This is a genomic window from Micromonospora arida, assembly GCF_042873195.1.
GTDB lineage: Bacteria > Actinomycetota > Actinomycetes > Mycobacteriales > Micromonosporaceae > Micromonospora > Micromonospora arida.
Window position 1 is genome coordinate 78,154 of record NZ_JBIALC010000012.1, and the last position, 24,910, is coordinate 103,063.

Annotated in this window: 23 protein-coding genes and 3 tRNA genes; 18 read left to right on the forward strand and 8 right to left on the reverse strand. The window is 73.0% G+C overall.

All coding sequences use genetic code 11. From position 1 onward, the window contains the following. Window positions 1-375: 375 nt before the first annotated feature. The 6 genes from ACFYP0_RS27430 to arfB all read left to right on the forward strand — a co-directional run bounded on the left by ACFYP0_RS27430 (window position 376) and on the right by arfB (window position 5,139). Complete coding sequence (locus tag ACFYP0_RS27430) at window positions 376-1,425, forward strand: AAA family ATPase (protein WP_124862842.1); 1,050 nt, start codon at window positions 376-378, stop codon at window positions 1,423-1,425. Continuing rightward, on the forward strand, window positions 1,422-2,435 hold the full coding sequence (locus ACFYP0_RS27435; RefSeq protein WP_355498501.1) for a DUF58 domain-containing protein: 1,014 nt from the start codon (window positions 1,422-1,424) through the stop codon (window positions 2,433-2,435). Before ACFYP0_RS27430 ends, ACFYP0_RS27435 begins: the two co-directional genes overlap by 4 nt. Continuing rightward, the gene (locus ACFYP0_RS27440) at window positions 2,432-3,391 is read left to right on the forward strand and encodes a VWA domain-containing protein (protein WP_124862849.1); all 960 of its coding nucleotides are present in this window, start codon (window positions 2,432-2,434) and stop codon (window positions 3,389-3,391) included. Before ACFYP0_RS27435 ends, ACFYP0_RS27440 begins: the two co-directional genes overlap by 4 nt. 38 nt (window positions 3,392-3,429) lie before the next feature. After that, window positions 3,430-4,284, forward strand: a complete 855-nt coding sequence (locus tag ACFYP0_RS27445) for a S1C family serine protease (RefSeq protein ID WP_356976258.1) — start codon at window positions 3,430-3,432, stop codon at window positions 4,282-4,284. A gap of 98 nt (window positions 4,285-4,382) precedes the next feature. Next, window positions 4,383-4,679: a hypothetical protein gene (locus ACFYP0_RS27450; protein ID WP_124862854.1), complete on the forward strand. Its 297-nt coding sequence runs from the start codon at window positions 4,383-4,385 to the stop codon at window positions 4,677-4,679. A 34-nt stretch (window positions 4,680-4,713) separates the two neighbouring features. After that, on the forward strand, window positions 4,714-5,139 hold the full coding sequence (gene arfB / locus ACFYP0_RS27455) for an alternative ribosome rescue aminoacyl-tRNA hydrolase ArfB (protein WP_356976260.1): 426 nt from the start codon (window positions 4,714-4,716) through the stop codon (window positions 5,137-5,139). A gap of 166 nt (window positions 5,140-5,305) precedes the next feature. On the opposite strand, the gene ACFYP0_RS27460 is transcribed toward arfB, so the two are convergent. Then, on the reverse strand, window positions 5,306-6,172 hold the full coding sequence (locus ACFYP0_RS27460) for a 3-methyladenine DNA glycosylase (protein ID WP_357004025.1): 867 nt from the start codon (window positions 6,170-6,172) through the stop codon (window positions 5,306-5,308). 34 nt (window positions 6,173-6,206) lie between these two features. After that, window positions 6,207-7,670, reverse strand: a complete 1,464-nt coding sequence (locus tag ACFYP0_RS27465; protein ID WP_386998048.1) for a hypothetical protein — start codon at window positions 7,668-7,670, stop codon at window positions 6,207-6,209. Between the two features lie 174 nt (window positions 7,671-7,844). On the opposite strand from ACFYP0_RS27465, the gene ACFYP0_RS27470 reads away from it, so the two are divergent. From ACFYP0_RS27470 to ACFYP0_RS27485, 4 genes are all read left to right on the forward strand, one after another. Further along, window positions 7,845-8,648, forward strand: coding sequence for a fumarylacetoacetate hydrolase family protein (locus ACFYP0_RS27470; RefSeq protein WP_091393135.1), 804 nt, complete (start codon window positions 7,845-7,847; stop codon window positions 8,646-8,648). Window positions 8,649-8,756: 108 nt separating this feature from the next. Continuing rightward, a tRNA-Gln gene (locus ACFYP0_RS27475) sits at window positions 8,757-8,828 on the forward strand. 134 nt (window positions 8,829-8,962) lie between these two features. Then, a tRNA-Glu gene (locus ACFYP0_RS27480) sits at window positions 8,963-9,035 on the forward strand. 172 nt (window positions 9,036-9,207) lie between these two features. Beyond that, a tRNA-Glu gene (locus ACFYP0_RS27485) sits at window positions 9,208-9,280 on the forward strand. Between the two features lie 186 nt (window positions 9,281-9,466). On the opposite strand, the gene ACFYP0_RS27490 is transcribed toward ACFYP0_RS27485, so the two are convergent. Beyond that, window positions 9,467-10,153 (reverse strand): IclR family transcriptional regulator, encoded by a 687-nt coding sequence (locus ACFYP0_RS27490; RefSeq protein WP_007456408.1) that lies wholly within the window; start codon window positions 10,151-10,153, stop codon window positions 9,467-9,469. Window positions 10,154-10,202: 49 nt separating this feature from the next. Between ACFYP0_RS27490 and leuC the strand changes: the two genes are divergently transcribed. The 4 genes from leuC to ACFYP0_RS27510 all read left to right on the forward strand — a co-directional run bounded on the left by leuC (window position 10,203) and on the right by ACFYP0_RS27510 (window position 15,233). Further along, entirely contained in the window at window positions 10,203-11,648 is a 1,446-nt protein-coding gene (leuC, locus tag ACFYP0_RS27495; RefSeq protein WP_357004032.1) for a 3-isopropylmalate dehydratase large subunit, read from the forward strand. Between the two features lie 14 nt (window positions 11,649-11,662). Next, the gene (gene leuD / locus ACFYP0_RS27500) at window positions 11,663-12,250 is read left to right on the forward strand and encodes a 3-isopropylmalate dehydratase small subunit (protein WP_124862453.1); all 588 of its coding nucleotides are present in this window, start codon (window positions 11,663-11,665) and stop codon (window positions 12,248-12,250) included. A 172-nt stretch (window positions 12,251-12,422) separates the two neighbouring features. Then, window positions 12,423-13,106, forward strand: a complete 684-nt coding sequence (locus ACFYP0_RS27505) for an HU family DNA-binding protein (protein ID WP_355498489.1) — start codon at window positions 12,423-12,425, stop codon at window positions 13,104-13,106. A gap of 162 nt (window positions 13,107-13,268) precedes the next feature. Next, a complete protein-coding gene (locus ACFYP0_RS27510; protein ID WP_356976268.1) occupies window positions 13,269-15,233 on the forward strand; it encodes an endonuclease/exonuclease/phosphatase family protein in 1,965 nt (654 codons plus the stop codon). Between the two features lie 28 nt (window positions 15,234-15,261). Here the strand turns inward: ACFYP0_RS27510 and ACFYP0_RS27515 are convergent, their stop codons facing one another. The 5 genes from ACFYP0_RS27515 to cofC are packed head-to-tail and all read right to left on the reverse strand — an operon-like array spanning window position 15,262 to window position 20,995. Further along, window positions 15,262-16,140, reverse strand: a complete 879-nt coding sequence (locus ACFYP0_RS27515; RefSeq protein ID WP_350863088.1) for an NUDIX hydrolase — start codon at window positions 16,138-16,140, stop codon at window positions 15,262-15,264. After that, the gene (locus tag ACFYP0_RS27520) at window positions 16,128-17,648 is read right to left on the reverse strand and encodes a CYTH and CHAD domain-containing protein (protein WP_356976270.1); all 1,521 of its coding nucleotides are present in this window, start codon (window positions 17,646-17,648) and stop codon (window positions 16,128-16,130) included. The genes ACFYP0_RS27515 and ACFYP0_RS27520 overlap by 13 nt, the downstream gene beginning before the upstream one ends. 24 nt (window positions 17,649-17,672) lie before the next feature. Beyond that, entirely contained in the window at window positions 17,673-20,036 is a 2,364-nt protein-coding gene (locus ACFYP0_RS27525) for an RNA degradosome polyphosphate kinase (protein WP_356976272.1), read from the reverse strand. Window positions 20,037-20,090: 54 nt separating this feature from the next. Next, window positions 20,091-20,288 (reverse strand): cold-shock protein, encoded by a 198-nt coding sequence (locus ACFYP0_RS27530; RefSeq protein WP_030335323.1) that lies wholly within the window; start codon window positions 20,286-20,288, stop codon window positions 20,091-20,093. Window positions 20,289-20,347: 59 nt separating this feature from the next. Next, on the reverse strand, window positions 20,348-20,995 hold the full coding sequence (cofC, locus tag ACFYP0_RS27535; RefSeq protein WP_356976277.1) for a 2-phospho-L-lactate guanylyltransferase: 648 nt from the start codon (window positions 20,993-20,995) through the stop codon (window positions 20,348-20,350). Between the two features lie 128 nt (window positions 20,996-21,123). Here cofC and ACFYP0_RS27540 point away from each other — a divergent pair, with 128 nt between their 5' ends. From ACFYP0_RS27540 to ACFYP0_RS27555, 4 genes are read left to right on the forward strand one after another with little or no spacing between them, the layout of a single operon-like run. Continuing rightward, the gene (locus ACFYP0_RS27540) at window positions 21,124-21,861 is read left to right on the forward strand and encodes a lysophospholipid acyltransferase family protein (RefSeq protein WP_356976279.1); all 738 of its coding nucleotides are present in this window, start codon (window positions 21,124-21,126) and stop codon (window positions 21,859-21,861) included. Continuing rightward, window positions 21,858-22,865, forward strand: a complete 1,008-nt coding sequence (locus tag ACFYP0_RS27545; RefSeq protein ID WP_356976281.1) for an NAD(P)H-dependent glycerol-3-phosphate dehydrogenase — start codon at window positions 21,858-21,860, stop codon at window positions 22,863-22,865. Before ACFYP0_RS27540 ends, ACFYP0_RS27545 begins: the two co-directional genes overlap by 4 nt. An 8-nt stretch (window positions 22,866-22,873) precedes the next feature. After that, window positions 22,874-23,992 (forward strand): cystathionine gamma-lyase, encoded by a 1,119-nt coding sequence (locus tag ACFYP0_RS27550; protein WP_386998054.1) that lies wholly within the window; start codon window positions 22,874-22,876, stop codon window positions 23,990-23,992. Continuing rightward, the gene (locus ACFYP0_RS27555) at window positions 23,989-24,774 is read left to right on the forward strand and encodes a putative protein N(5)-glutamine methyltransferase (RefSeq protein WP_356976285.1); all 786 of its coding nucleotides are present in this window, start codon (window positions 23,989-23,991) and stop codon (window positions 24,772-24,774) included. Before ACFYP0_RS27550 ends, ACFYP0_RS27555 begins: the two co-directional genes overlap by 4 nt. The last annotated feature ends 136 nt before the right edge of the window (window positions 24,775-24,910 follow it).

A 24,910-nucleotide genomic window follows, 5' to 3' on the forward strand; every position in this document is an offset into this window, starting at 1 on the left:
TGTCCGCGCAGCGGACTCGCCGGCTGCGCCTCGGCCAGCCGGTCCGCGCATTGATCGACTCGGGTTGCATGAAGTCGGCGTGCCCGCCGATCCGGGATACCCCGATTTCCGTGAACGCGAGGGGATCACGCAGGCGTTCGTCACCGGCTCGCCGGTCGGACTCTCCGTGGCCGGTCGCTTGACGGTTGTGCGTTCTTTGACCCGGCTCGCGCCGATCGGCGCTCCCTGGCCGGTCGCGGCCCGGTTGAGCGCTCCTTGGCGGGCTCGGGATGGTCGTCACCCTTCCGCGCGCATCATCCCCATTCCGGCCACTCCGGGCCGGTCCGGGCCGCACAATCCCACGTTTGTCGAACGTGTGCCCGGGAAGCAAGCACCGTGACGGACATCTCGGACACCCTGGCCAGCATGCCCAGCCCGGTCGATCCGGAGCCGACCGGCATCGAGCTGGAACAGACCCTCTTCGAGGTCAAACGCGTGATCGTCGGGCAGGATCGCCTCGTCGAACGCCTGCTCACCGCCCTGGTCGCCAACGGACACTGCCTCCTTGAGGGGGTACCCGGCGTAGCCAAGACACTTGCCGCGCAGACCCTCGCGACAGTGGTCGGCGGCACCTTCTCCCGGATCCAGTTCACCCCGGACCTGGTGCCATCCGACATCGTCGGCACCCGGATCTACCGGGCGTCCAAGGAGACCTTCGACATCGAGCTGGGCCCGATCATGGCCAACCTGGTGCTGGCCGACGAGATCAACCGGGCTCCGGCCAAGGTCCAGTCGGCGCTACTGGAGGCGATGGCCGAACGGCAGGTCTCGATCGGCGGGCGTAGCTGGCCGGTCCCGGAGCCGTTTCTGGTGCTGGCGACCCAGAACCCGATCGAGTCCGAGGGGGTCTACCAGCTCCCGGAGGCACAGCGTGACCGGTTCCTGATGAAGGTGGTGGTCGACTATCCCAGCGACGCCGACGAACTGGCCATCCTCTACCGGATGAGCACCGACCGGCCCACCGCGCGCCAGGTGCTCGACGCGCAACGGCTGCGGGACCTTCAGATCCACGCCGAGCGGGTCTTCGTCCACCACGCGTTGGCCGAGTACGTGGTGCGGCTCATCCTCGCCACCCGCGACCCCGGCCGGTTCGGGCTGCCCGAGATCGCCCCGCTGTTGGCGTACGGGGCCAGCCCTCGGGCCACCCTGGGCCTGGTCGCGGCCGCCCGGGCGCAGGCCCTGCTGCGGGGTCGGGAGTACGTGCTGCCCGAGGACGTCCGAGAGCTTGCCGTCGACGTCCTCGCCCACCGGCTGGTGCTCTCCTTCGACGCGGTGGCCGACGGGGTGTCGGCCGAGAGCGTGGTGCGACGGCTCGTCGAGGCGGTGCCGCCGCCCCGGCTGGCCACCGGACACCCGCAGCAGACACCGGATCTGGCGGCGGCATGAGACGCGCCACCGTCGCGCCCGCCGACCCCGGCCTGGCCGAGCTGGCCCCGGACCAGCGCCTGCGCCGCCTGGAGCTGACCGTCACCCGCCGACTGAACGGCCTGCTGCACGGCCAGTACCGTGGTCTGCTGCCCGGTCCCGGCAGTGAACCCTCCGGCAGTCGCGAATACCGGCCGGGCGAGGACGAGGTCCGCCGGATGGACTGGGCGGTGACCGCCCGGACCGCCGTGCCACACGTCCGGCAGGTCGACGCCGACCGGGAACTGACCACCTGGCTGCTCGTCGACGGCAGCGCCAGCATGGAGTTCGGCACCGCCGAGCTGGACAAACGGGAACTGGCGGTGGCCGCCGTCGCGGCGGTCGGCTTCCTGACCGCGGGCGTCGGCAACCGCCTCGGCGCCCAGGTGCTGCGCGCCGACGGGGTACGCCGCTTCCCGGCCCGCAGCGGACGTACCCATCTGCTTTCCCTGCTCCGCGCGCTGCTCGCCGCCCCCCGAGCCACCGCGCCCACCGACCGGCCGGGGCGCGGGCCGGCGGCCCGACCGCCCGATCTGGCCGACGGCCTCGACGCGCTGCACCGGATCGCCAACCGGCGCGGGCTGGTCGTGGTGGTCTCCGACTTCCTCGACGGCCTGCCCGACGACCCCGGCCGGACAGCGCCCTGGGAGCGGACCATGCGCCGGCTGGCCGTCCGGCACCAGGTGCTGGCGATCGAGGTGACCGACCCGCGTGAGCTGGAACTGCCGGACGTCGGCCTGATCACGCTCGTCGACCCGGAGACCGGTCGACACCGCGAGGTGTGCACATCGGACCGTGGGCTGCGCGAGCGGTACGCCGAGGCCGCCACCGCCCAGCGCGAACAGGTCCACCAGGCGTTGCGCCGCAGCGGGGCCACCCATCTGCCGCTGCGCACCGACGGCGACTGGAGCGCGGACATCGTCCGGCACGTGCACGCCCAGCGCCGGCTGGCCGCCGCGCCGGTCGGCCGGCCCCGGGGAGGTGCCGCGTGATCTGGCAGTCGCCGCTGCGACTCTGGCTGCTGCTCGGCGTGCTCGCCCTGGTCGTCGCGTACCTGGTGATGCAGCGGCGACGCAGCCGGTACGCGGTCCGCTTCACCAACCTGCGGCTGCTGGACCGGGTGGCCCCGGAGCGGCCCGCCTGGCGTCGGCACGTACCGGCCGGGCTCTTCCTGGCCATGCTGGCGCTGCTCGTGGTCGGCTTCGCCCGACCGAGCGCCGAAGTCCGGGTGCCCCGGGAACGGGCCACGGTGATGGTGGCGGTGGACGTCTCCACGTCGATGCTCGCCACCGACGTCGAACCGGACCGGTTGGCCGCGGCGAAGGAGGCCGCCCGGCGCTTCGTCGAGGGCCTGCCCGACGAGTTCAACGTGGGTCTCGTCGCGTTCGCCGGCAGCGCCGCCGTGCTGGTGCCCCCGAGCACCGACCGGGACGCCCTCGACGAGGGGATCGACCGGCTCGCCGAAGGGATCACCGGTGTCCAGGGCACCGCGATCGGCGAGGCCATCAACACCTCACTCGGCGCGGTCAAGAGCCTGGACAGCGAGGCCGCGAAGGAGACCCCACCCGCCCGGGTCATCCTGCTCTCCGACGGCGCCAACACCTCCGGGATGGACCCGATGGAGGCGGCGGCGGAAGCGGTGAAGGCGGAGGTGCCGGTGCACTCGATCTCGTTCGGCACCCCGTCCGGGTTCGTCGACCGAGGTGGACGGCCCATCCAGGTGCCGGTGGACGGACAAACCCTCAAGGCGGTCGCCGAGGAGACCGGCGGCATGTTCCACGAGGCCAGCACCACCGACGAGCTGCGGGCCGTCTACGACGACATCGGCAGTTCGGTCGGCTACCGCACCGAGCGGCAGGACATCTCGGCCCGGTTCATCGGCCTCGGACTGGTGTTCGCGATGGGCGCCGCCGCCGGCTCGATGCGCTGGTTCTCCCGGCTGCCCTGACCGCCACGTACAACCGACGTCGACCGTGAGGAGTACGCATGGCAGTGCAGACCGGACTGGGCGAACCGCGCGGTCCCTGGTTCATCTCACCGGAACTCGACCCGGACGGGCGCGGGTGGTGGGACGCGCCCGAGCGCGACCCGGGCGGGCGACGGCCTGGGCGGCTGCTCGCCGTGTTGGCCGTGGTGGCGGTCTCGGCCGTCTCCGGTGCTCTCGCCGGCGGCGTGGTGGCCAGTCGGGACGGGGCTGGTGGCCCGGCTGCGGCGTCCGCTGCCCCGGTGCCGGCAGAGCTGGTCACCGCGGCCGAGCGGACCGTACCCGGGGTGGTGTCGGTGCTGGCCGGCGGCGCGACCAGTGGGTCCGCGACCGGCTCCGGCTTCGCCGTGGACGACCAGCAGCACCTGATCACCAACGACCACATCCTGGCCAAGGGGGGCGGCGGGCCGGTGACCGTGGAGCTGCCCGACGGCCGCCGGTTCGCCGCCGAGGTGGTCGGACGGGAGCCGCGCAGCGACCTGGCGGTGCTGAAGGTGCCGGCATCGGCCGGTCTCACCCCGCTGCCCCTGGCCAAGCCCGGCGCGACCCGGGTCGGTGAGCCGGTGCTCGCGGTGGGGTCGCCGCTCGGTCTGGCGGGGACGGTCACCGCGGGCATCGTCAGCGCGCTCGACCGGGAGGTGCGGCTCGGCAACAGCCGGCACAGCGCGGTGCAGACCGACGCGTCCATCAACCCCGGCAACTCAGGTGGGCCACTGGTCAACGCGCGCGGGGAGGTGGTCGGGGTGAACACCGCCATCGCCACCATCGACGGGAACGGCTCGATCGGCATCGGGTTCGCCATCCCGATCGACCAGGTGCAGCAGACCGCCGACACGATCATCGGCAAGGGCGGCTGAGCTGCCCGGACACCCTGACGGGGGCCAACACTGTCAGATATCCGGCCGGACGGCATCGGACCATGGAAATATTACGCTCGGTATGGATACTGGCGGAGGTGGAGCGTCCTCTTCTCACGGTCCTCCTGCTGGTGGGCCTGGTCATCGGATGTGCAGTGGGGTCGGCGTACGCCCGGGCACGACGCGGGTGGACCGATTACCAGACCGTCAAGAAATCGGTGCCAGGTGCCCGCCGGGGCGCCTGGTCGCTGATCCGCGGCGTCGTCGTGAAGGCCGCGGTGATCGGGGTGCTGCTCTTCGGCGCGGTGGCGTACGCGGCCGTCGGCTCCGACGAGGAGAGCGCCGGGCCGGCGCCCACCCAGTCCCCGACGCAGAGTGAGCCTGCGCACCGATGATCCCCGGAGGGTCGTCGCGGGTTAGCCTCGGGGCGTGGACGACGGACTGCGGGTGACCGACCGGTGGATCGTCCCCGCCGGCGAGCTACGGGAGCGCTTCTCCCGCTCGTCCGGGCCGGGCGGGCAGGGTGTGAACACCGCTGACTCCCGGGTCGAGCTGAGCTACGACGTGGCCAACTCGCCGGCCGTGCCCGAGTGGCTGCGGTCGCGGGCGCTGGCCCGGCTGGCCAACCGCCTGGTCGACGGGGTGCTGACGATCGCCGCCAGCGAGCACCGGGCCCAGCTGGCCAACCGGGAGGCGGCCCGGGCACGGATGACCGCCCTGCTGCGGGAGGCCGCTGCGCCCCCGCCGCCGGCCCGCCGAGCGACCCGCCCGTCCCGCGGGGCCAAGGAACGCCGGTTGGCCGAGAAGAAACGCCAGTCCCAGCGCAAGCGGGACCGCCGCGCCGACGACGACTGATCTAAGGCCTGTTTCATAAGAACTGGCCGGCCTGCGCCAGGCCCGGACGACGACCGGCGGCGTTGCGGTTTCGTCCGGATACAACACCGGTATCCGGACGAAACCGCGCCTTGCCGGATCGCCGCCCGGACTCCGCCTCGGCTCGACCGCCCTTATGAAACAGGCCTTAGTCCGGCACGGCGGCGAGTAGCCGGTCGCGCAGCACGGCGGCCCGCTCGGCGAACCCGCGCTGGGCCGCCGCGTACTCCGCCCGGCCGTCCGGTGTCTCCACGCGCACCGGCGGGTAGCCGAGTGCCGCCAGGTCGTACGGGCTGGCCCGCATGTCCAGCGTGCGGATGTCCCGAGCCAGGTCGAACGCGTCGGCCACCAGCTCCGAGGAGACCAACGGCGACAACTTGTACGCCCACTTGTACAGATCCATGTTGGCGTGCAGGCAGCCCGGCTGTTCGTGCGCGTGCTGCGTCTCCCGGGTCGGGGTGAGCAGGTTCAACGGGCGGGCCGGCGGGGTGAAGAAGCGGAACGCGTCGAAGTGGCTGCACCGCACGCCCCGCTCCTCGACGACCTCGGCGGTGCGTTCCGCGCTGAGCCGCAGCGGCCAGGTGTTGTGCCGCAACTCCTCCCGGGTCTGCCGGTAGACCATCGCCCACTCGTGCATCCCGAAGCAGCCGAAGTGCGCCGCACGTCCACGCGTCGCGGCCAGGAGGGAGCGGATCCAGGCGATCGATTCGGCGCGCCGGGCGCGTACCCCCTCGGTGTCGAGGGTGACCCCGGCGGTGCCGGCGTGGTAGTCGCGGCCGAACTCGGCCGGGTCGGCGTCGCGCAGCTCGACCCCGGGCCCCGGATGCCAGCGCCGCAGTTGGGCCGGGCGGTGCGAGTAGTAGGTGAACAGGAAGTCGGCCACCGGATGCCGCTCCCCGCGTCGTCGCCGGGCCAGGTGCGGGGTCAGCCAGACGTCCACCCGCTCCTCGTGGGCCCGTCGGCGCGCCTGCCACTGCGTCGCGTCGAGCACGGCGGGGGCGAGGGCGGCGGTCACGCACCCCAGGGTACGACCGCCGCCCGCACACCGATCAGGGCATCTGCACCCGGACTCCGGCGGAGAACACCCCGCTGCGCAGCTCCAGCTGCTGGGGCGGGTCCCGCCCGTCGACGGTGAAGACCAGCGGGAGCACCATCCGGGTGCCCGCCGCCATCGGGTCGGCGAAGACGTCCCGACCCAGGTTCGCCGTCCGGGTGGCCGACTCGTCGGCGCTCACCCAGCGCCCGCCGGGCAGGTACGCCCGTTGCAGATCGCTGTGCCACGGCTGGTGGTCTCCGGTGACGTTGCGCACACCGACGGTGGCCTCGCAGCGTTGCCCGTTGGCCGGTGCGGCACCGCCGCCGTCGGTTTTCCCGGCGGTGCCGGGCGCGCCGCAGGTCATCCGGTACACGGTGAACTCGAACGCCGACTCGCGCAGCGGCACGCCCAGCGACCCGGTGACCCCGGTGCCCACCCACGCGCCGCTGGTCGGCTGCTTCTCCGTGTCGATCGCCGCGACCTGCCGGGTCGCCGTCCAACCCGCGGTGCCGACCACACCGGCCAGCACCACGACGGCGGCGCCCACCAACATCCAGACCGGCGGGGTACGCCGACGCCGCACCGGACTCGGCGCTGCCGGGCGGGGATAGACCGTCCCGCGGCCGCCCTCGGGGCCGCCGCCGGTGGAGAGCGCGGCAGCCGTCACCCGACGCCCGCGCCGACGTCGCCACACCCACACCAGGGCGGCGCTGATCAGCAGCAGGACCGCCAGCCCGCCGAGCAGCACCGGGTAGCGGCGCCACGGCGGCGCCTCGGTCACCTCGGCCGCCGGTGCCGCTGCCGCCTGCCAGGTGGCCGTGGCGCAGTCGTACGGCCGGCTGCCGTCACTGGTGAACGCGCAGGTCGGCGCGGTCAGTGGCTTGCCCGGCGCGGTCGCCGCGAGCGCGGTGCCCAGGGTGGTGGTGCTGTGCGCGGGCAGCCGCAACCGCCAGGTCACCTCGGTGGCCGATCCGCCGGCCGGGGTGGACCGGCCACCACCGCTGATCGCGGTCGTCGACGCACCGGGCGGCAGTTCCTGACGCACTGTGGTCTCCAGCGGCGAGTTGCTCACGTTGCGCACCTGGATCCGGTACCTCGGTGCCGGGCTGCTCTCCGTCGCGACCGCCACCGTGACCTGTTGCGGGGGCGCCGACGCCGGTGCCCGGGTCGGCGGTGCCATCGCCGGTGGCGCCGAGGGCGGGGTGGGCTCGGTCACCCGCGCGACCATCGCCACCGGCGGCCGGGTTGCCGCTGGTGCTGGTGTGGCAGCCGGTGGTGGCGGCGCGGCCGCCGTTGGTGGTGGCGTTTCGACCGGTGGCCGTGGCGCGGCCGCGGTTGGTGGTGGCGTGGCGGCCGGTGGTCGTGGCGCGGCCGCCGCCTCCGGAGCCGCCGTCGGCAGGGCCGGCACGGCGGCGAGGATGCCGAGGCAGTGCACGAACACTGCGAGGGCTCTGTGGTGTCGTGTCGATGCAGGCATACGAACGAACCTCCGGAGCCGACGCTAGGGGCGGGCCGCCTCCGTGCGGGTACGAAGTCGAGAAGTCCGCCCCGGTCACCTCCAGCTCGGGTAGGGTGCCGCGCGCTGACGGGTTGAGCACACCCGACGGCCGGTCCTGGCCGGTTGGGGCACCTGCGGCGCTAGATTGGCCGGGTGCGTATCGCTCGTTTCGCCCATGCCAAGGGAATGTCGTTCGGTGCCGTCGAAGGCGAAGCGGAGGCCGGGCCGCAGGGCCTGACCATCGCCGAGATCGAGGGCCACCCGTTCGGCAATCTCTCCTTCAGTGGGGCCCGCTGGGCCCTCTCCGACGTCCGGCTGCTCTCGCCGATCCTGCCCAGCAAGGTCGTCTGTGTCGGCCGCAACTACGCCGACCACGCCGCCGAGCTGGGCAACGAGGTGCCCAAGGAGCCGCTGCTCTTCCTCAAGCCGTCCACCTCGGTGATCGGCCCCCGGGACGCCATCCGGCTGCCGATCTTCTCCAAGCAGGTCGAGCACGAGGCGGAGCTGGCGGTCGTGATCGGGGCGCCGGGTGCGCGCCGCGCCGACCGCGCCGCCGCCGAACGCGCCATCTTCGGCTACACCTGCGCCAACGACGTCACCGCTCGGGACCTCCAGCGTTCGGACGGACAGTGGACCCGGGCCAAGGGCTTCGACTCGTTCTGCCCGATCGGCCCGTGGATCACCACCGGACTGGACGTCTCCGATCTGGAGATCCGGTGTGAGGTGGGTCGCAACCCGGAGGAGATGGAGGTACGCCAACTCGGCCGGACGAAGGACATGGTCTTCGACGTGCCGGGCCTGGTGTCGTACATCTCGCACGTGATGACTCTGCTGCCCGGCGACGTCGTTCTCACCGGCACTCCAGCCGGGGTTAGCCCGCTTGTCGAGGGGGATACGGTCACCGTGCGGATCGACGGCATCGGCGAGCTCACCAACCCGGTGGTGCCCGTCGCCTGATCCGTCTGATGCCCCTGTTTCCGCAGCTCACGGGTGGTTCGGGGGGATCGGATTTGGCCTGCCGGCACCGGGAGGGTAAAGTTCACTCCCGGCGCCGCAAGGGGCCAATGGGGTATGGGGTAATTGGCAGCCCGACTGATTCTGGTTCAGTTAGTCTAGGTTCGAGTCCTGGTACCCCAGCGCTGCTGGAATTCGCGAGAGTTTCCAGACGCTGGATTCTGACGGAGTTCGACTCCGCCCCTTCGGGGGCGGAGGGTGGTCTTCGGTAGAGTGCAGCTCCTCCACCGGTGAGGTGGGGGAGCAAAAGTTGTTCTGGCCCCGTCGTCTAGCGGCCCAGGACGCCGCCCTCTCAAGGCGGTAGCGCCGGTTCGAATCCGGTCGGGGCTACAGCGTGCACAGCCCGTCTCACCTCGTGAGGCGGGCTGTTTCGTGTCCGCCGCCGGCCCGTTCCGGCCTCAGCCGGGCCCTCGGGTGACAGCGCACCCCGCGCTCATGCCCGGGTACGGTGCCGCTAGACTACATTCGCACCGCCCGCGAGGGTGGTGAACGGAAAAGTTCTGGCCCCGTCGTCTAGCGGCCCAGGACGCCGCCCTCTCAAGGCGGTAGCGCCGGTTCGAATCCGGTCGGGGCTACAACCAAAGGCTCATCTCGCCCAGCGAGATGAGCCTTTCTCGTCCCCCCACCCCTCCCCCGATCCCTTGTCGATCATGAGGTTAGCGGCAGCGACACGCCGATGTCGGTGCCGTTAACCTCATGATCAACCCGGGGGAGGGGTGGGGTGGGGTGGGGTGGGGTGAGTGGGTGGGGAGCCGGGCGGGTTAGAGGCCGGACAGGCGTTGGCCGGCTCGTACCACGGCCATGGCGTGGCGTTCGCCGGGGCGGCGGCCCAGGCGCTCGATCGGGCCGGAGATGCTGACCGAGGCGATGACCCGGCCGGTGCGGTCGCGGATCGGGGCGGAGACACTCGCCACACCGGCCTCCCGCTCGGCGACGCTCTGCGCCCAGCCACGACGCCGTACCTCGGCGAGGGTGCGGCCGGTGAACTTGCTGCGCGGCAGCAGAGGCATCACCGCCTCCGGCGGCTCCCAGGCGAGCAGGATCTGGGCCGCGGAGCCGGCCGTCATCGGCAGCACCGAGCCGACCGGAACGGTGTCCCGCAGACCGCTGGCGCGTTCCGCCGCCGCCACGCAGATCCGTTCGTCGGCGCGGCGCAGGTAGAGCTGCGCGCTCTCACCGGTGGCGTCCCGCAGCGCGGCCAGCAGTGGCTCGGCGGCGGTCAGCAGAACGTCCGGTGCGGCGTTGGCCAGCTCGCCCAGGCGGGGGCCGGGCCGCCATCTGCCCTGGGTGTCACGCACCAGCATTCGGTGGATCTCCAGGGCCTGGGCCAGGCGATGTGCTGTGGCCCGGGGCAGCTTGGTGCGTTCGACGAGTTCGGCCAGGCTGGCGCCGTCCACGCAGGCGGCCAGGATGACCACCGCCTTGTCGAGAACGCCGACACCGCTCATACTGTGTCCCACAAGCCGAAACTTACCTCCCAGAATTTAGGATGTCCAGATGGTGGGAGTCACTCCTGAGTCGAGGACCCTGGCCGAGAAGGTCTGGGACGCGCACGTCGTACGGTCCGCCGCTGGTGAGCCGGACCTGCTCTTCATCGACCTGCACCTGCTGCACGAGGTGACCAGCCCGCAGGCCTTCGACGGGCTGCGGCTCGCCGGGCGCCGGGTGCGCCGTACCGACCTGACCCTCGCGACCGAGGACCACAACACCCCGACCGGGTACGCCGACCCGGCGTTCCGCCTCCGTCGTGGTGACCTGCTCACCATCGCGGACCCCACGTCGCGTACGCAGATCGAGACGTTGCGCCGCAACTGCGCCGAGTTCGGGGTGCGACTGCACCCCCTCGGCGACGACAACCAGGGCATCGTGCACGTGATCGGCCCGCAGCTCGGTCTCACCCAGCCGGGCCTGACGATCGTCTGTGGCGATTCGCACACCGCCACCCACGGCGCCTTCGGCGCGCTCGCCTTCGGCATCGGCACCAGCGAGGTGGAGCACGTGCTGGCCACCCAGACGCTGCCGCAAAGCCGGCCGAAGACGATGGCCGTGAACGTCACCGGCCAGCTCGCGCCCGGCGTGACCGCCAAGGACCTGGTGCTCGCGCTGATCACGCAGGTCGGCACCGGTGGAGGTCGCGGGCACATCGTCGAGTACCGCGGCGAGGCGATCCGCGCCCTCTCCATGGAGGGGCGAATGACCATCGCCAACATGTCCATCGAGTGGGGTGCCAAGGCCGGCATGATCGCGCCGGACGAGACCACCTTCGCGTACCTCAAGGGTCGACCGAACGCGCCGCAGGGCGCGGACTGGGACGCGGCGGTGGCGTGGTGGCGGACGCTGCCCACCGACGAGGGCGCGCACTTCGACGCCGAGGTGACCCTGGACGCCAGCCGGATCACCCCGTTCGTCACCTGGGGCACCAACCCCGGGCAGGGTGCGCCGCTGAGCGCCCCGGTGCCGGACCCTGAGGAGTTCACCACCGACTCGGAACGCACCGCCGCCCGCCGGGCCCTGGAGTACATGGACCTTCGCCCCGGCACCCCGCTGCGGGAGCTGCCCATCGACGTCGTCTTCGTGGGGTCCTGCACCAACGGTCGCCTGGAGGACCTACGGGCCGCCGCCGACGTGCTGCGTGGCCACCGGGTCGCCGACGGCGTCCGGATGCTCGTGGTGCCCGGCTCCGCCGCCGTGCGCGAGGCAGCCGAGGCCGAGGGTCTGGACAAGGTCTTCGCCGACGCCGGGGCTGAGTGGCGGTTCGCCGGCTGCTCCATGTGTCTGGGGATGAACCCCGACACGCTCAAGCCGGGCGAGCGCTCCGCCTCCACCTCGAACCGCAACTTCGAGGGCCGTCAGGGCCGGGGCGGGCGTACCCACCTGGTCTCCCCGCCGGTGGCCGCCGCCACCGCCGTGGTCGGCCGGCTGGCCGCCCCCGCCGACCTGTAGAAGGGACCGACGAGATGGACAAGTTCACCACCCACACCGGCACCGCCGTGCCGCTGCGCCGGTCCAACGTGGACACCGATCAGATCATCCCCGCCGTGTACCTCAAGAGGGTGACCCGGACGGGCTTCGCCGACGGGCTGTTCAACGCCTGGCGGGAAGATCCGGCATTCGTGCTCAACGATGAAAACTATTCCGGCGCGTCGATCCTCATCGCCGGCCCGGAGTTCGGCACCGGCTCCTCCCGGGAGCACGCCGTGTGGGCGCTACGGGACTGGGGCTTCCGCGCCGTGGTGGCCCCGCGCTTCGGTGACATCTTCCGCGGCAACGCCCTCAAGGAAGGCCTGTTGCCGGTCGAGTTGGAATTGAAAGCCGTCGAAGAGTTGTGGGACCTGGTCGAGGCGGATCCCACCACTGCGGTGACCGTCGACCTGACCGCCCGCCAGGTCCGGGCGGGGGACGCGAGCTGGTCGTTCCCGCTGGACGACTTCAGCCGTTGGCGCCTCCTGGAAGGCCTCGACGACATTGGACTCACCCTCCGCCACGCCGCCGACATCGACTCCTACGAGGCGCGCCGGCTGCCGTTCCTGCCCTCCGTGGCATAGCCGTTAGGCCGCCCGCACAGCGGATTTCACCCCCATCGGTCCATCCGGTGGGGGTGAATCCGTTACGACACAAGGGCTTTTTTCTACCGAATGTTTGTGTCCCGGCAGCACAGGGCATACCGTGCGCGCAGAATGGCTCGCGACGAGTCAGTTGCACAATCGGGAGGAAGTCGTGAACAAGGCCGAGCTCATCGAGGCGCTCGCCGTTCGCCTGGGGGACCGGAAGATGGCGACGGCCGCGCTCGACGCGGTCCTCACCGAGGTCCAGGCGGCGGTCACCAAGGGCGAGAAGGTGGCGATCACTGGATTCGGAGCATTCGAAAAGCGTGTGCGTGGCGCGCGAACAGCGCGCAACCCGCGTACCGGCGAGGCGGTGAAGGTCAAGAAGACGTCAGTCCCGACCTTCCGCCCCGGCGCCGGGTTCAAGGAGATGGTGGCCAGCGGCAAGGTGCCGAAGGCCACGGTGGCGACGAAGAAGGCCACCACCAGCACCGCCACGGCCAAGGCGGCGGGCACGAAGGCGACCGGCACCAAGGCGGCCACCGCCAAGGCGGCGGGCACCAAGGCGACCACGGCGAAGGCGGCCAGTAAGAAGACCGCCCCGGCCAAGGCGAGCAAGACCACCACGGCGACCAAGACGGCCGCCAGCAAGAAGACCGCCCCGGCCAAGGCGAGCAAGACCACCACGGCGACCAAGACGGCCGCCGGCAAGAAGACCACCGCGGCGAAGAAGACCACCGCCGCGACCCGGTCGACCGCGGCGAAGAAGACCACCGCGGCGGCGAGCAAGAGCACGGCGGCCAAGAAGGCGCCGGCGAAGAAGGCTCCGGCCAAGAAGGCGGCCAGCAAGCGCTGACCGACCCGTACCGCAAGGGCGTCCACCAGTGGGTGGGCGCCCTTTCGGCGTACCGGGACGGCTTTTCGGCGTACGGGGACCGTTGACCGGGTTGGCGCGCTCGCGCAGAATCGCCGTGCCGGCCACCCCTGGGCCGGCCCGTCGACGGGAAATGGGGCGCCGGTGCGCTACCGCCAGCTCACCACCGGCACGCTCGCGCTGGGCGTGCTCCTCCTCATCGACGTGCTGCGGGTCTGGTTGCCCGGCATCATCACCATCTTCGGGCAGGCGGCGTCCACCCCGGCCGAGCTGATGGGGGCGTTCGCCCTCGGCTGGTTCGTGCTCGCGATGGGCGCGCCCGCCGTGGTCCGCCGGGTCGGAGCCCGCCCGGTCACCGTCGTCGCCGCCGTCGCGCTCGCCGTCGCCCGGCTCGCGCTCACCGCCGCTCCCGGCGGGCGTACGCAGCTCTGGTTGGCCACCGCCGGGTTGCTCGCCGGGCTGGTCTGGCTGGTCGGCGTCGCCGCCGACACCGACCGCCCGGTCCCGGGGCTGGCGTTGGGGTTCGCGGTCAACGCGGCCCTGCACGCGGTGCTGGACACCGTCGACCTGGTCTGGCGGGGTGACTGGGTCGCCTGGCTGCTCAGCGCCGTGGCGGTGGCGGTGTTCCTGGCCGGCACGGCGCAATCCGGCCGGCACGGCGGTGCAGGTGACGCCCGCACTGGCCCCGCTGACGCCCCTGTCGGCTCCGCTGACGCCCCTGTCGGCCCTGGTGGTGGCCGAGCCTGGCTGCTGGCCGGGCCGGCGCTGCTGCTGGCCGGAATGGTGGCGCTCTCCCCGGCGCTGGCCCGGACCGGGATGTCGTACCTGGTCGCCGGGGACGGGGTGGCTCGTTCGCCGCTGTTCGGCCTGGCGCCGGTGCCGGTGGCGGTCGCCGGGTTCCTGTGCGCCGCGTTGACCCGGCCGCCCAGTGGGTGGGGCCGGGCGTACGGCCCGGTGGCGCTGCTCGGCGGCGCGGTGCTGTTCGCCCTCGACCTGGGCGACCTGCTCCTGCCGGCCATCCTCCTCGCCGCGGTCGGCCTCGGCGCCTGCCTCGCGCTGACCGACGACGCCAGCCAGCCTGCCAGCGGCACCGCGAGCGCCGGCACCGCTGGTGGCAGCAGCGCCTTTCGGCGGGGGTACGCGGTCGCCGCCGGGATGCTCGTCTTCGCGCTCGGGGCGGTCGGCTACTACTCGGCCTACGACCTCGGCTACCCCAACGCGGCGGTGCCGGTGGTGGTGGCCGTGCTGATCGCAGCCGTGGCCTTCACCGCCCGTCCCGTCGTCCACTGGCTTCCCGGGCCGTTTCCGCCGCTCCGGGCCGCCGCCGCGGTCACCGCGCTGGCCCTGCTGGCACCCGTGCTCGCCGACGAGGTGCCGGTGACCAGCAACCGGGACGGCCCACCGGAACGGTTGACGGTGGTGGCGTACAACGTCCGGATGGGGTTCGGGCTGGACGGCCGTTTCGACCTGACCGGCCTCGCCCAGGTCGTCGACCGGCAACGGCCCGACGTGGTGCTGCTCAGCGAGGTGGACCGGGCGTGGCTGCTCAACGGCGGGCACGACACCCTGGACCTGTTGTCAGACCGGCTCGATATGCCGTACGTCTTCGGGCCGGCCGCGGACCCCGTCTGGGGTGACGCGGTGCTCAGTCGTTGGCCGGTCCGCGATCCGCGGACCCTGCCGCTGGCCGCCGTCGGCGCGCCCACCGGAGCGCAGGCCCTCGCCGTCACGCTGGACCTCGGTGACGGTGTCAGTACCGCTGTGGTCAGCACCCACCTGCAACCGCCGCCCGGCAAGGGCCCGGTGGTCCAGGCCCGCGCGGTCGCCGACTTCGCCACCAGGTACGCAGCGGGTCGGCCGTTGGTGGTGGCGGGTGACCTGAACACCGAGCCGGGCGACGAGGCGTTCGCGGAGTTCACCAAGGTCGGCCTGGTCGACGCGTTGGCCGCCGCCCGACCACTGGCGACCAGCCCGGCGGACGACCCGCGCCAGCAGATCGACCACATCTTCGTCTCGCCCGGCCTGACCCCCGGCGATCCGGTCGCGCCGCGCAGCACGGCCAGCGACCACCTGCCGGTCGCGGTGACAGTGACCCTGCCGCCCCGGTGACCAGGCCGGGCCCGTGCGAACGCGGGCCCTACAGGCGATCGGTGGCGAGCAGCCGGTCGGCGGCGAAGGCGAGCAGCCACCCGCCGCCCTTCGGGGTGGTGAAGTCCTCATCGGTGCGGCCGGTCAGTCGCTCCAGGGCGCCCGGCAGGACCTTGCCCTGGCTGCACACCGCCGACTGCCCACCGGTGCCGGCCAACTCCAGCAGTCGGGCGGCGGTGGCCAGGATCTGCTCGTCGCTCTGCTGGCCGGGTTGTGGCTCGTCCAGGTCGCCGCAGACCTCGATCGGCAGGTCCAGCAACGCGGCGGCCGGGTCGAGTGTCTGCACGCACCGTCGCGGCGACGCCGACACCAGTCGGGCCGGTCGGATCAGGGCGATCAGCTCGGCCAGCGTGCTCGCCTGGGCCCACCCCTCGGCGTCCAGGGGCCGTCCGACGTCCGGGCCGGACCAGGTGGCCCGCTTACCGGCGTGCGCGTGCCGAACCAGCGCGACCGTCGCCGTCACCGACGGCAGCGCGGCGAACGCCGCCAACACCTCGGCGTCGTGCGGGTAGCTGACCAACCGGATCGCGTCGTCCACCGCGAGCCAGCGGATGTCGTCCACCTCGGTGTCCGGCTGGAAACCGCCGCTGGCCACCGCGAGCATCGACCAGTAGTCGACCAGCTTGGGTTGACCCTCGCTGCGGTACCGCACCGACGGCAGCCGCACCTGCGGCACGCCCCGCACGTCGGCCTCCTCGGCCACCTCACGCACCGCCGCGGCCAGCGCGTGCTCGCCCGGCTCCAGTTTGCCCTTCGGCAGCGTCCAGTCGCCGTAACGGGGGCGGTGCACCACGCAGACGCGTACGCCGTCGTCGGTCGGCCGCCAGGCCACCCCGCCCGCCGCCCGAATGCCCGTCACGGCAGCCAACTGGTGCGCCGTCGCCGGGTGGCCCGGTGCCAGGCAGCCGGGAGGAGACCCCGCGTCCGGCGTACCGACAGGCGTTCCCGCTCGGCCAGCCGCCCGGCGGTGACCGCCAGCTCGTGGTCGTCCGGTCGCTCGGCGGCGATCTCCAACCAGGTGTCCGCCGCCACCGCCGCGTCCTGGTGCTCGCCGAGCACGTCCTGCACCCGGGCGAGGGCGCGGGACAGCCGCCGTGCGCCCTTGCCGACCGTCGGAGCCACCGCGTTGATCGCGTACCGGGCCTGCTTGCCCTCCTTGCGGACGGCGTGCCAGCGGTCGTCCGACGACTGCGCGTCGAGCCCGCCGACGCCGTCCGGCCCGGTCAACCGCCGCCAGGGGCGGGCCACCAGCGCGGGGAGCGCCTGCGCGGCGGGCGCTGCCGCCCGGCGGGTGAACCGGGGCGCGCGGGCGGCCAGCACCAGGGAGTCCACCAGGGCCAGGTAGCGCGCGGAGCGCAGCATCTCGTCGATGGCGGTGAGCGCCCGCCGCTGCCGTTCGGCGAGCACCTCGTCGAGCCGGTCCACCGCGCCCCGGTCGAGTGGGCTCAGCGGATCGGCGTCGGCGGTACGGCGCAGCCGCGCGCGCAGCACCTCGGCGTCGCGGGCCGCGCCGAGCACGTCGGCCAACCAGCGCAGCTCGGTGCGCAGCGGGCGGGACCAGGTCTTTCGCAGCAACGGTTTGAAGGTGCGCAGATCACTGCGCAGGCGTCGGCAGGCCACCCGCATCTGATGCACGGCGGTGTCGCCACCGGCGGCCGGGGCGCGCAGCCGGACCAGCGGGTCGTGCGCCAACAGCCGGCGGATCTCCTTGCGTAGCGCCTCGGTCACCACGTCACCGGCGCTCGGCTCGGCGGTCAGCCCGGCCGGCGCGACCAGGTCCGGATCGGCCTGCGCCGTCGCGCCCAGCGCCCGTACGTGCTTCGGCGTGAACGACCCGCCCCGCGCGCCAGCCTCGCGCAGCACCCCGCCGACCCGGTCGAGCAGCTTCCGGTCGCCGGCCTTCAGCTCCACCTCCACCTCGCGGAACGTGTCGGTGGTGCGGCCGGCGTCGTCGAGCACTGTCACCCGGTCGTCCACCACCTCGGCGAGCACCGTGCCGGCCCGGTCACACACCTCGTACGCGTGCCGCACCGTCCGCACCACCGTCACCGGGGTCAGCGGCGCCCCCCGGTGCAGGACGGTGACCAACTCCACCAGCTCCGCAGGCGGCTGCCCCTTCGGCCCGGCACGGGAGATCTCGTGCCGGACGCCCGGCGTCCCGGTCGGTAGTTTCACCGTCCAGGGCAGCTCGTCGCCCCGACGGTGGCGCAGCGAGGCACCGGCCCGGGCCAGCCGCAGGTCGACCGTGTCGAGGTAGCGGGCGACCAGCGTCACCGGTGGCAGTGCCCGGACCCGACCGCCGGCCGGGGCCGAGCCGGCCAGGTCCGGCAGCACGTAGGCGTCGTCCACCTCGTACTTCTGCTCCTCCTCGACCATCAGCTCAGCCTATGCGCTGCGCGGTCAGCTGGCCGTGCCACCGACGCGGCGCAGCAGCAGTTCCTGCAGATGGGTCCGGGCGGCGTTGCCACCGCCGGTACGCCGGGTCCAGGTCCCGTCGCCGGCCAGCTCGAACGCGTCCACTTCGGGGCTCATCGCGGCGGTGAGCACATGGTCCAGCTCGGCGCGGGCGACCGGGTCGCTCACCTGCACCAGCGCCTCCACCCGGCGGTCCAGGTTGCGGTGCATGAGGTCGGCCGAGCCCATCCAGAACTCGGCCTCGCCGTTGTTGCCGAACCGGAAGACCCGGGAGTGTTCCAGGAACCGGCCGAGGATCGAGCGGACCCGGATGTTCTCCGACAACCCCGGCACCCCCGGGCGCAGCGTGCACATGCCCCGAATGAGCAGGTCGACGTGGACGCCGGCCTGGGAGGCGCGGTACAGCGCGTCGGTCACCCCCTCGTCGACCAGGGAGTTGACCTTGAACTGGACCAGGCCGGGCATGCCCAGGCGGACGTGCGAGATCTCCCGCTCGATCCGCTCGATGAGGCCGCTGCGGATGCCCTGCGGGGCGACCAGCAACCGCCGGTACGCGGTCTGCCGGCTGTACCCGGTGAGCACGTTGAACAGGTCGGTGAGGTCGGCGCCGATCTCCGGGTCGGCGGTGAGCATGCCGAAGTCCTCGTACAGTCGGGCCGTCTTCGGGTGGTAGTTGCCGGTGCCGATGTGGCAGTAGCGACGGATCTGGTTGCCCTCCTGCCGGACCACCAGCGCGGTCTTGCAGTGCGTCTTCAAGCCGACCAGGCCGTACACCACGTGGCAGCCGGCGCGTTCCAGCGTGCGGGCCCAGCCGATGTTGGCCACCTCGTCGAAGCGGGCCTTCACCTCCACCAGCACCACCACCTGCTTGCCGGCGGCGGCCGCGTCGACGAGCGCGTCGACGATCGGGGAGTCGCCGCTGGTCCGGTAGAGGGTCTGCTTGATGGCCAGCACGTTCGGGTCGGCGGCGGCCTGCTCGATGAAGCGCTGCACGCTGGTGGCGAACGAGTGGTACGGGTGGTGCACCAGGATGTCCCCGTCGCGCAGGGTGGAGAAGACGCTGCGCGGCACCTCGCCCTCGGCGAGCCGGGGATGGGTGGCCGGCACGAACGGCGGGTCCTTCAGGTCCGGCCGGTCCGCCTCGCCGTAGACCTGCCACAGCGCGGACAGGTCCAGCAGGCCCGGCACCCGCAGCACGTCCTGGTCGTCCATGTCCAGCTCGCGGACCAGCAGCTCCAACATGTGGTCGGAGATGGACGCGGCGACCTCCAGGCGGACCGGGGGACCGAACCGCCGACGGGCCAGCTCCCGTTCCAGGGCCTGGAGCAGATCCTCGTCGCGGTCCTCGTCGACCTCCACCTCGGCGTTGCGGGTGACCCGGAACAGGTGGCACTCGACCACCTGCATGCCACTGAACAGCTGCCCCAGGTGCACCGAGATCAGGTCCTCCACCGGCAGCATCCGGACGCCCGGCTGGTCCCGGTCCACCCGGACGAAGCGGGGGACGTTGTTGGGCACCTTCACCCGGGCGAACAGCTCCGAACCGCCGTCCGGGTCGCGAACCGCCACCGCCAGGTTCAGCGACCGCCCCGAGATGTACGGGAACGGGTGCGCCGGGTCCACCGCGAGCGGGGTCAGCACCGGAAAGATGTGCTCCCGGAAGTAGGTGCGCAGCCGCTCCCGTTCGCCGTCGCCCAGCTCGCCCCAGCGCAGGATGCGGATGCCCTCGTCGGCCAGCTTGGGCAGCACGTCGTCGACGAAGCAGGCGGCGTGCCGGGCACCCAGCGCGGCGGTCCGCTCGGCGATCAGCTCCAACTGCGTACGCAGGGGCAACCGGTCCCCGCCGCGCACCGGCAGGCCGGCGGAGAGCCGCCGCTTCAGTCCGGCGATGCGCACCATGTAGAACTCGTCGAGATTGCTGGCGAAGATGGCCAGGAACTTGGCCCGCTCCAGCAGCGGGGTGCGCTGGTCCTCGGCCAGGGTGAGCACCCGGGCGTTGAAGTCGAGCCAGGACAGCTCCCGGTTGAGGAACCGGTCCTCGGGCAGCGGCGGGGCCGCCGGGGGCTCGTCGTCGTCCTCCGGTGCGGCACCGGTCGGCAGGTCGTCGGGCAGGACCTGGTGGACGTCACCGGGGGCCGGGCCGTCCGCTGCGATCTTCGGGGCGGGGTCGATGACCTCGTCAAGCCCGGAGGAGGCGGCACCGGGATCGTCGGCGAGCGTGTCGGCGCGGGCGGCACCGGCACGTTCGGCGCGGGACGGGCGGAAGCGCCCATCGGTGCCGCGCGTACGGGAGCCGTTGCGGAGGTCGGTGGCGGGCGGGTGGACCGGTTGCTCGCGAGGGGTGCTCACCCGCTCATAATCACCCGATTACGGTAAACGCAAAATGAACTTGGGCTCGCCGGGTCAGATCATCGTCGGCAATGTCACCCGGACAACCTCGCCGTCGGGATCGGTGTCGATGCGAACCCGCTGCCCGAGCCGGAGAAGCCGCAGCCCGGAGGCGTCGAAGGCCCGGGCGGGGAAGCGCATCTCGGTGCCGTCGTCGAGCAGCAGGACACCGCTGCGCGTCGCCGCGTCGTAGCTGGCCACCGTGCCCTGCATGCTGGCACCGTACACCCGGTGGTTCACCCCGTGGCGCGGGCTCAGCCCACCCGGGCGGCTCAGCCGGCGGCGCGGGCGGCGCGACCGGCGGCCACCAGGGCGGCCGTGCGCGGCCCCAGCCCGAGCCGGGCGGCGGCGGCCAGGTCCGCGGCGGTGTCCACGTCCCGGCGCAGGCTGGGCCAGTCGCCGTCGAGCGGCAGCGCCCCGCTCGCCGCGTGCGCGACCGCCGAGCCCACCCCGAAACGCGGATCCAGCGGCACGCCCGGCCCGGCGGTGAGCAGCACCGTGCCCGCGCCGGGTGCGTCCGGCAGGAACCGGCGTACCCCCGGTCGACCGTTCTGCGCCGCGAGCAGCGCGCCGGCCAGCTCGGCCGGGCGCAGCGCCGGCACGTCTGCGGTGATCCCGGCCACCCACCCGGCGACGGCCCCGGCCGCCCCGTGCCGGAACGCGGCGTTCAGGCCGGCGTCCGGCTCGTCCGGCAGCACGCGCGCGCCGCCGGCCCGCGCCGCCGCCGCCACCCGGGCGTCGTCGGTCACCACCAGGGCCTCGGCGACCGCCGGGCAGGCCAGCACCGCGCGGAGCGTGTCGGCCGCCAGGGCCAGCGCCAACTCCTCGTGCGGTACGCCGGGCAGCGCGCCCCGCAGCCGGCTCTTGGCCACGGCCAGCTGCTTCACCGGCACCACCACGGCCCACCTCGGCTGACTCACGTCCGCAATCCTGCCAGCCGGACGACAGGCCCCTCGCTGGCCGTACCGGGGGCGAGCAGGCATGATTTCCGCTGCGGGTGTCGCGGGCGGAATTTCGCGGCGGGGTTGGGGCGCGACGAGGAGGCACAGTGGCACGGCGGAGGCTGGGGTTCTGGCAACGGTTCGCCGTGGCGCTGGTGAAGCCGGTGATGCTTGTCTGGACCCGGCGTACCTGGCGTGGTCAGGAGCATCTCCACCGCGACGGCGGCGTGATCATCGTGGCGAACCACATCTCGCACGCCGATCCGCTGGTGTCCGCGCACTTCATCTACGACTCCGGGCGCTGGCCGCAGTACCTCGGCAAGGCCAGCGTGTTCCGGGTGCCGGTGGTCGGCTGGATCCTGCACCGGTGCCTGCAGATCCCGGTCGAGCGGGGCAGCGTGGACGCGGTCCGCTCGCTGGACGCACTGGTCGCCGCGCTCGACAAGGGCGGCGCGGTCGTGATCTACCCTGAGGGCACCACCACGCGACAGCCGGACCTCTGGCCGATGAAGGCCAAGACCGGTGCGGCTCGGCTGGCCCTGGCCACCGGCGCCCCGGTCGTACCGGTGGTGATGTGGGGGCCGGAACGGATCTTCGACCCGCGGACGACCCGTGTCAGCCTGCGCCCCCGGATTCCGGTGACCGTTGCCGCCGGGGAGCCGATCGACCTGAGCCGGTGGGCGGACGCCGAGCCGACCCGGGCCACCCTCGAGGAGATGACGGACACCATCATGTTGCGGCTGCGGGACATGCTCGCCGAGATCCGTGGCGGTACCCCGCCGCCACTGTGGGAGCGACCGGCCCGGTCCTCCGTCGGCCGCGAGCAGCGGGATGAAGTGGCATGAGCGGTCACGTCGCGGTGCTCGGTGCCGGTTCCTGGGGCACCGCGTTCGCCAAGATCCTCGCGGACGCGGGGCGGGACGTGACGGTGTGGGCCCGCCGGGCACCGGTCGCCGAGAGCATCCGGACCGAGCGCCGCAATCACGAGTACCTGCCCAACCTGCTGCTCCCGGCCCGCGTCACCGCCACCGCCGACGCCGCCGAGGCGATCACCGACGCCGAGGTGGTGGTGCTGGCCGTGCCGTCGCAGACCCTGCGCGGCAACCTCGCCGAATGGGCCGGGCACCTGCACCCGGATTCCACCCTGGTGTCGCTGATGAAGGGCATCGAGCTGGGCACCACCAAGCGGATGAGCGAGGTCATCGTGGAGACCGCCGGGGTCGCCGCGGACCGGGTGGTCGTCGTGTCCGGCCCGAACCTGGCCCCGGAGATCGCCGCCGAGCAGCCCGCCGCGACAGTGGTCGCCGGGACGAACAGCGCCCGCGCCACGCTCGTCCAGTCGTCGATCCGGACGCCGTACCTGCGCCCCTACACCAACGACGACGTGATCGGCTGTGAGCTGGGCGGGGCGGTCAAGAACGTGATCGCCCTGTCCTACGGCATCGCCACCGCGATGGGTTTCGGCGACAACACCCGGGCCATGCTGATGACCCGTGGGCTGGCCGAGACGGCCCGACTGGGCGTGGCGCTCGGCGCGGACCCGATCACCTTCGCCGGCCTCGCCGGCATGGGCGACCTGGTCGCGTCCTGCTCGTCCCCGCTGGCCCGCAACCGCACCTTCGGGGAGCACCTGGGCCGGGGCGAGACGCTGGAGCAGGCCCAGGCCGCGACCCGGCAGACCGCCGAGGGCGTGAAGAGCTGCCTGGCCATCCGCGACCTGGCCCGGGCGCACGGCGTCGAGATGCCGATCACCGAGCAGGTCGAGCGGATCTGCCACGAGGGGATGGACCCGCGCATCGCCGTGGAGACCCTGATGAGCCGCACCGCCAAACCCGAGTCGTACGAGTGAGGAACCCGATGAGCGAGTGGGGAGACGGCACCCGCTGCGTACGTGCTGGCCTGCCCGAGCCGGCACCGGGGGACCCGTTCCTACCCGGGCCGGTCTTCGCCGCGCCGTACCACCTCGACCCGTTTGCTGGTCAGGGCACGTCGCCGAACGGCTACGGCCGCCCCGACAACCCGACCCGGCGGCTGCTGGAGGCGGCGGTGGGCGAGCTGGAGGGCGGTGACTGCCGGGTCTTCGCGACCGGTCAGGCGGCCATCACCGGCCTGCTGCTCACCCTGCTGCGGCCGGGGGACACCGTGGTGCTCCCCACCGACGGATACTTCCCGGTCCGGGCGTTCGCCACCGATGTGCTGGAGGGGATCGGCGTCCGGGTGCTGTTCGCCCCGACCGTCGGGCCGTACCCGTCGTTCGAGGGCGTCCGGCTGGTGCTGGTGGAGACGCCCGCCAACCCGGGCCTCGACGTGGTCGACGTGGCGGCCCTGGCCGAGCGGGCGCACGCCGACGGCGCGCTGCTCGCGGTGGACAACACCACTGCCACCCCGCTCGGTCAGCGCCCGCTGGATCTCGGTGCCGACCTGGTGGTCGCCTCCGGCACGAAGGCGCTCACCGGCCACTCCGACCTGCTGCTGGGCTACCTGGCCAGCCGGTCCGCCGAGCTGATCGCCGCCGTGACGACCTGGCGTACCACCACCGGCGCGGTCCCGGGCGCGTTCGACGCCTGGCTGGCCCACCGGTCACTGGCCACTCTCGACCTGCGGCTGACGCGGCAGAGCGCGAACGCCGCCGCGGTCGTCGAGCTGCTCGCCGGCCGGTCGGACGTGACCGGCCTGCGCTGGCCGGGGCGGCCGGACGACCCGGCGTACCCGGTGGCCTCGGCGCAGATGCGCCGGATACCGGGGGTGCTCTCGTTCGACCTGGGCGACGCCGACCGGGTGGGCCGATTCGTCCAGGCCGCCCGGCTGGTGGCGGCGGCGACCTCCTTCGGTGGCCTGCACACCACTGCGGACCGGCGGGCGCAGTGGGGCGACGACACCGCTCCCGGCTTCGTCCGGCTCTCCTGTGGCGCGGAGGACACCACGGACCTGGTGGCCGACATCGCCGCCGCGCTCGATGTGGCCGGACCGGTTTGACGTCTCCTCCCCCCACCGAGCGGGCCGCTCTCGTGAGTCGGCTGCGCGCCGCCGGCTGCGTCTACGCCGAGGACGAGGCCGAGCTGCTGCTGGCCGCCGCGCGCAGCCCGGCGGCGTTGGCCGACCTGACCGACCGTCGGGTGGCCGGCGAGCCGTTGGAGTATCTGCTCGGCTGGGCGGAGTTCTGTGGCCTGCGGATAGCCGTCGACGAGGGCGTCTTCGTGCCCCGGGCCCGGACCGCTCTGCTGGTCGAGGTGGCGGCCGAGCTGACCGGCACGGCGCCGGCCGTGGTCGACCTGTGCTGCGGCTCCGGGGCCACCACCGTCGCGCTGGCGCACCGGCTCGCGCCACGCTGGCTGGCCGCCGCCGACATCGACCCGGCGGCCGTGGCGTGTGCCCGCCGCAACGTCGTCGGGTTGGACGCCGAGGTGTACGAGGGCGACCTCTTCGCGCCGCTGCCCCGGCAGTGGCGGGGTCGGCTGGACCTGGTGGTCGCCAACGCCCCGTACGTGCCGACCGACGCGGTCGCACTGATGCCGCCGGAGGCGCGGCTGCACGAGGCCCCGGTGGCGCTCGACGGCGGCCCGGACGGGCTTTCCGTGTTGCGTCGGGTCGGTGCCGACGCCGCCGGGTGGTTGACCCCCGGCGGCCACCTGGTGGTCGAAGCCGGCACCACCCAGGTCGACACACTCTGCGAAGCGTTCGGGGCGGCCGGCCTGCTGCCAACCGTGCGCCACGACGAAGACCTGGACGCCACGGCGGTCTTCGCCCGCCGCCCCTGACCCACCCCACCCCACCCCACCCCACCCCACCCCACCCGCGCGATCTTGCAGTTTCGGTTGCCGGGATGAGTGGAATGCCCCTTGTGTCGGGACAGCAAGTGCAAGATCGCGGGGAGGGTGCGGCCGTTCCGGCATG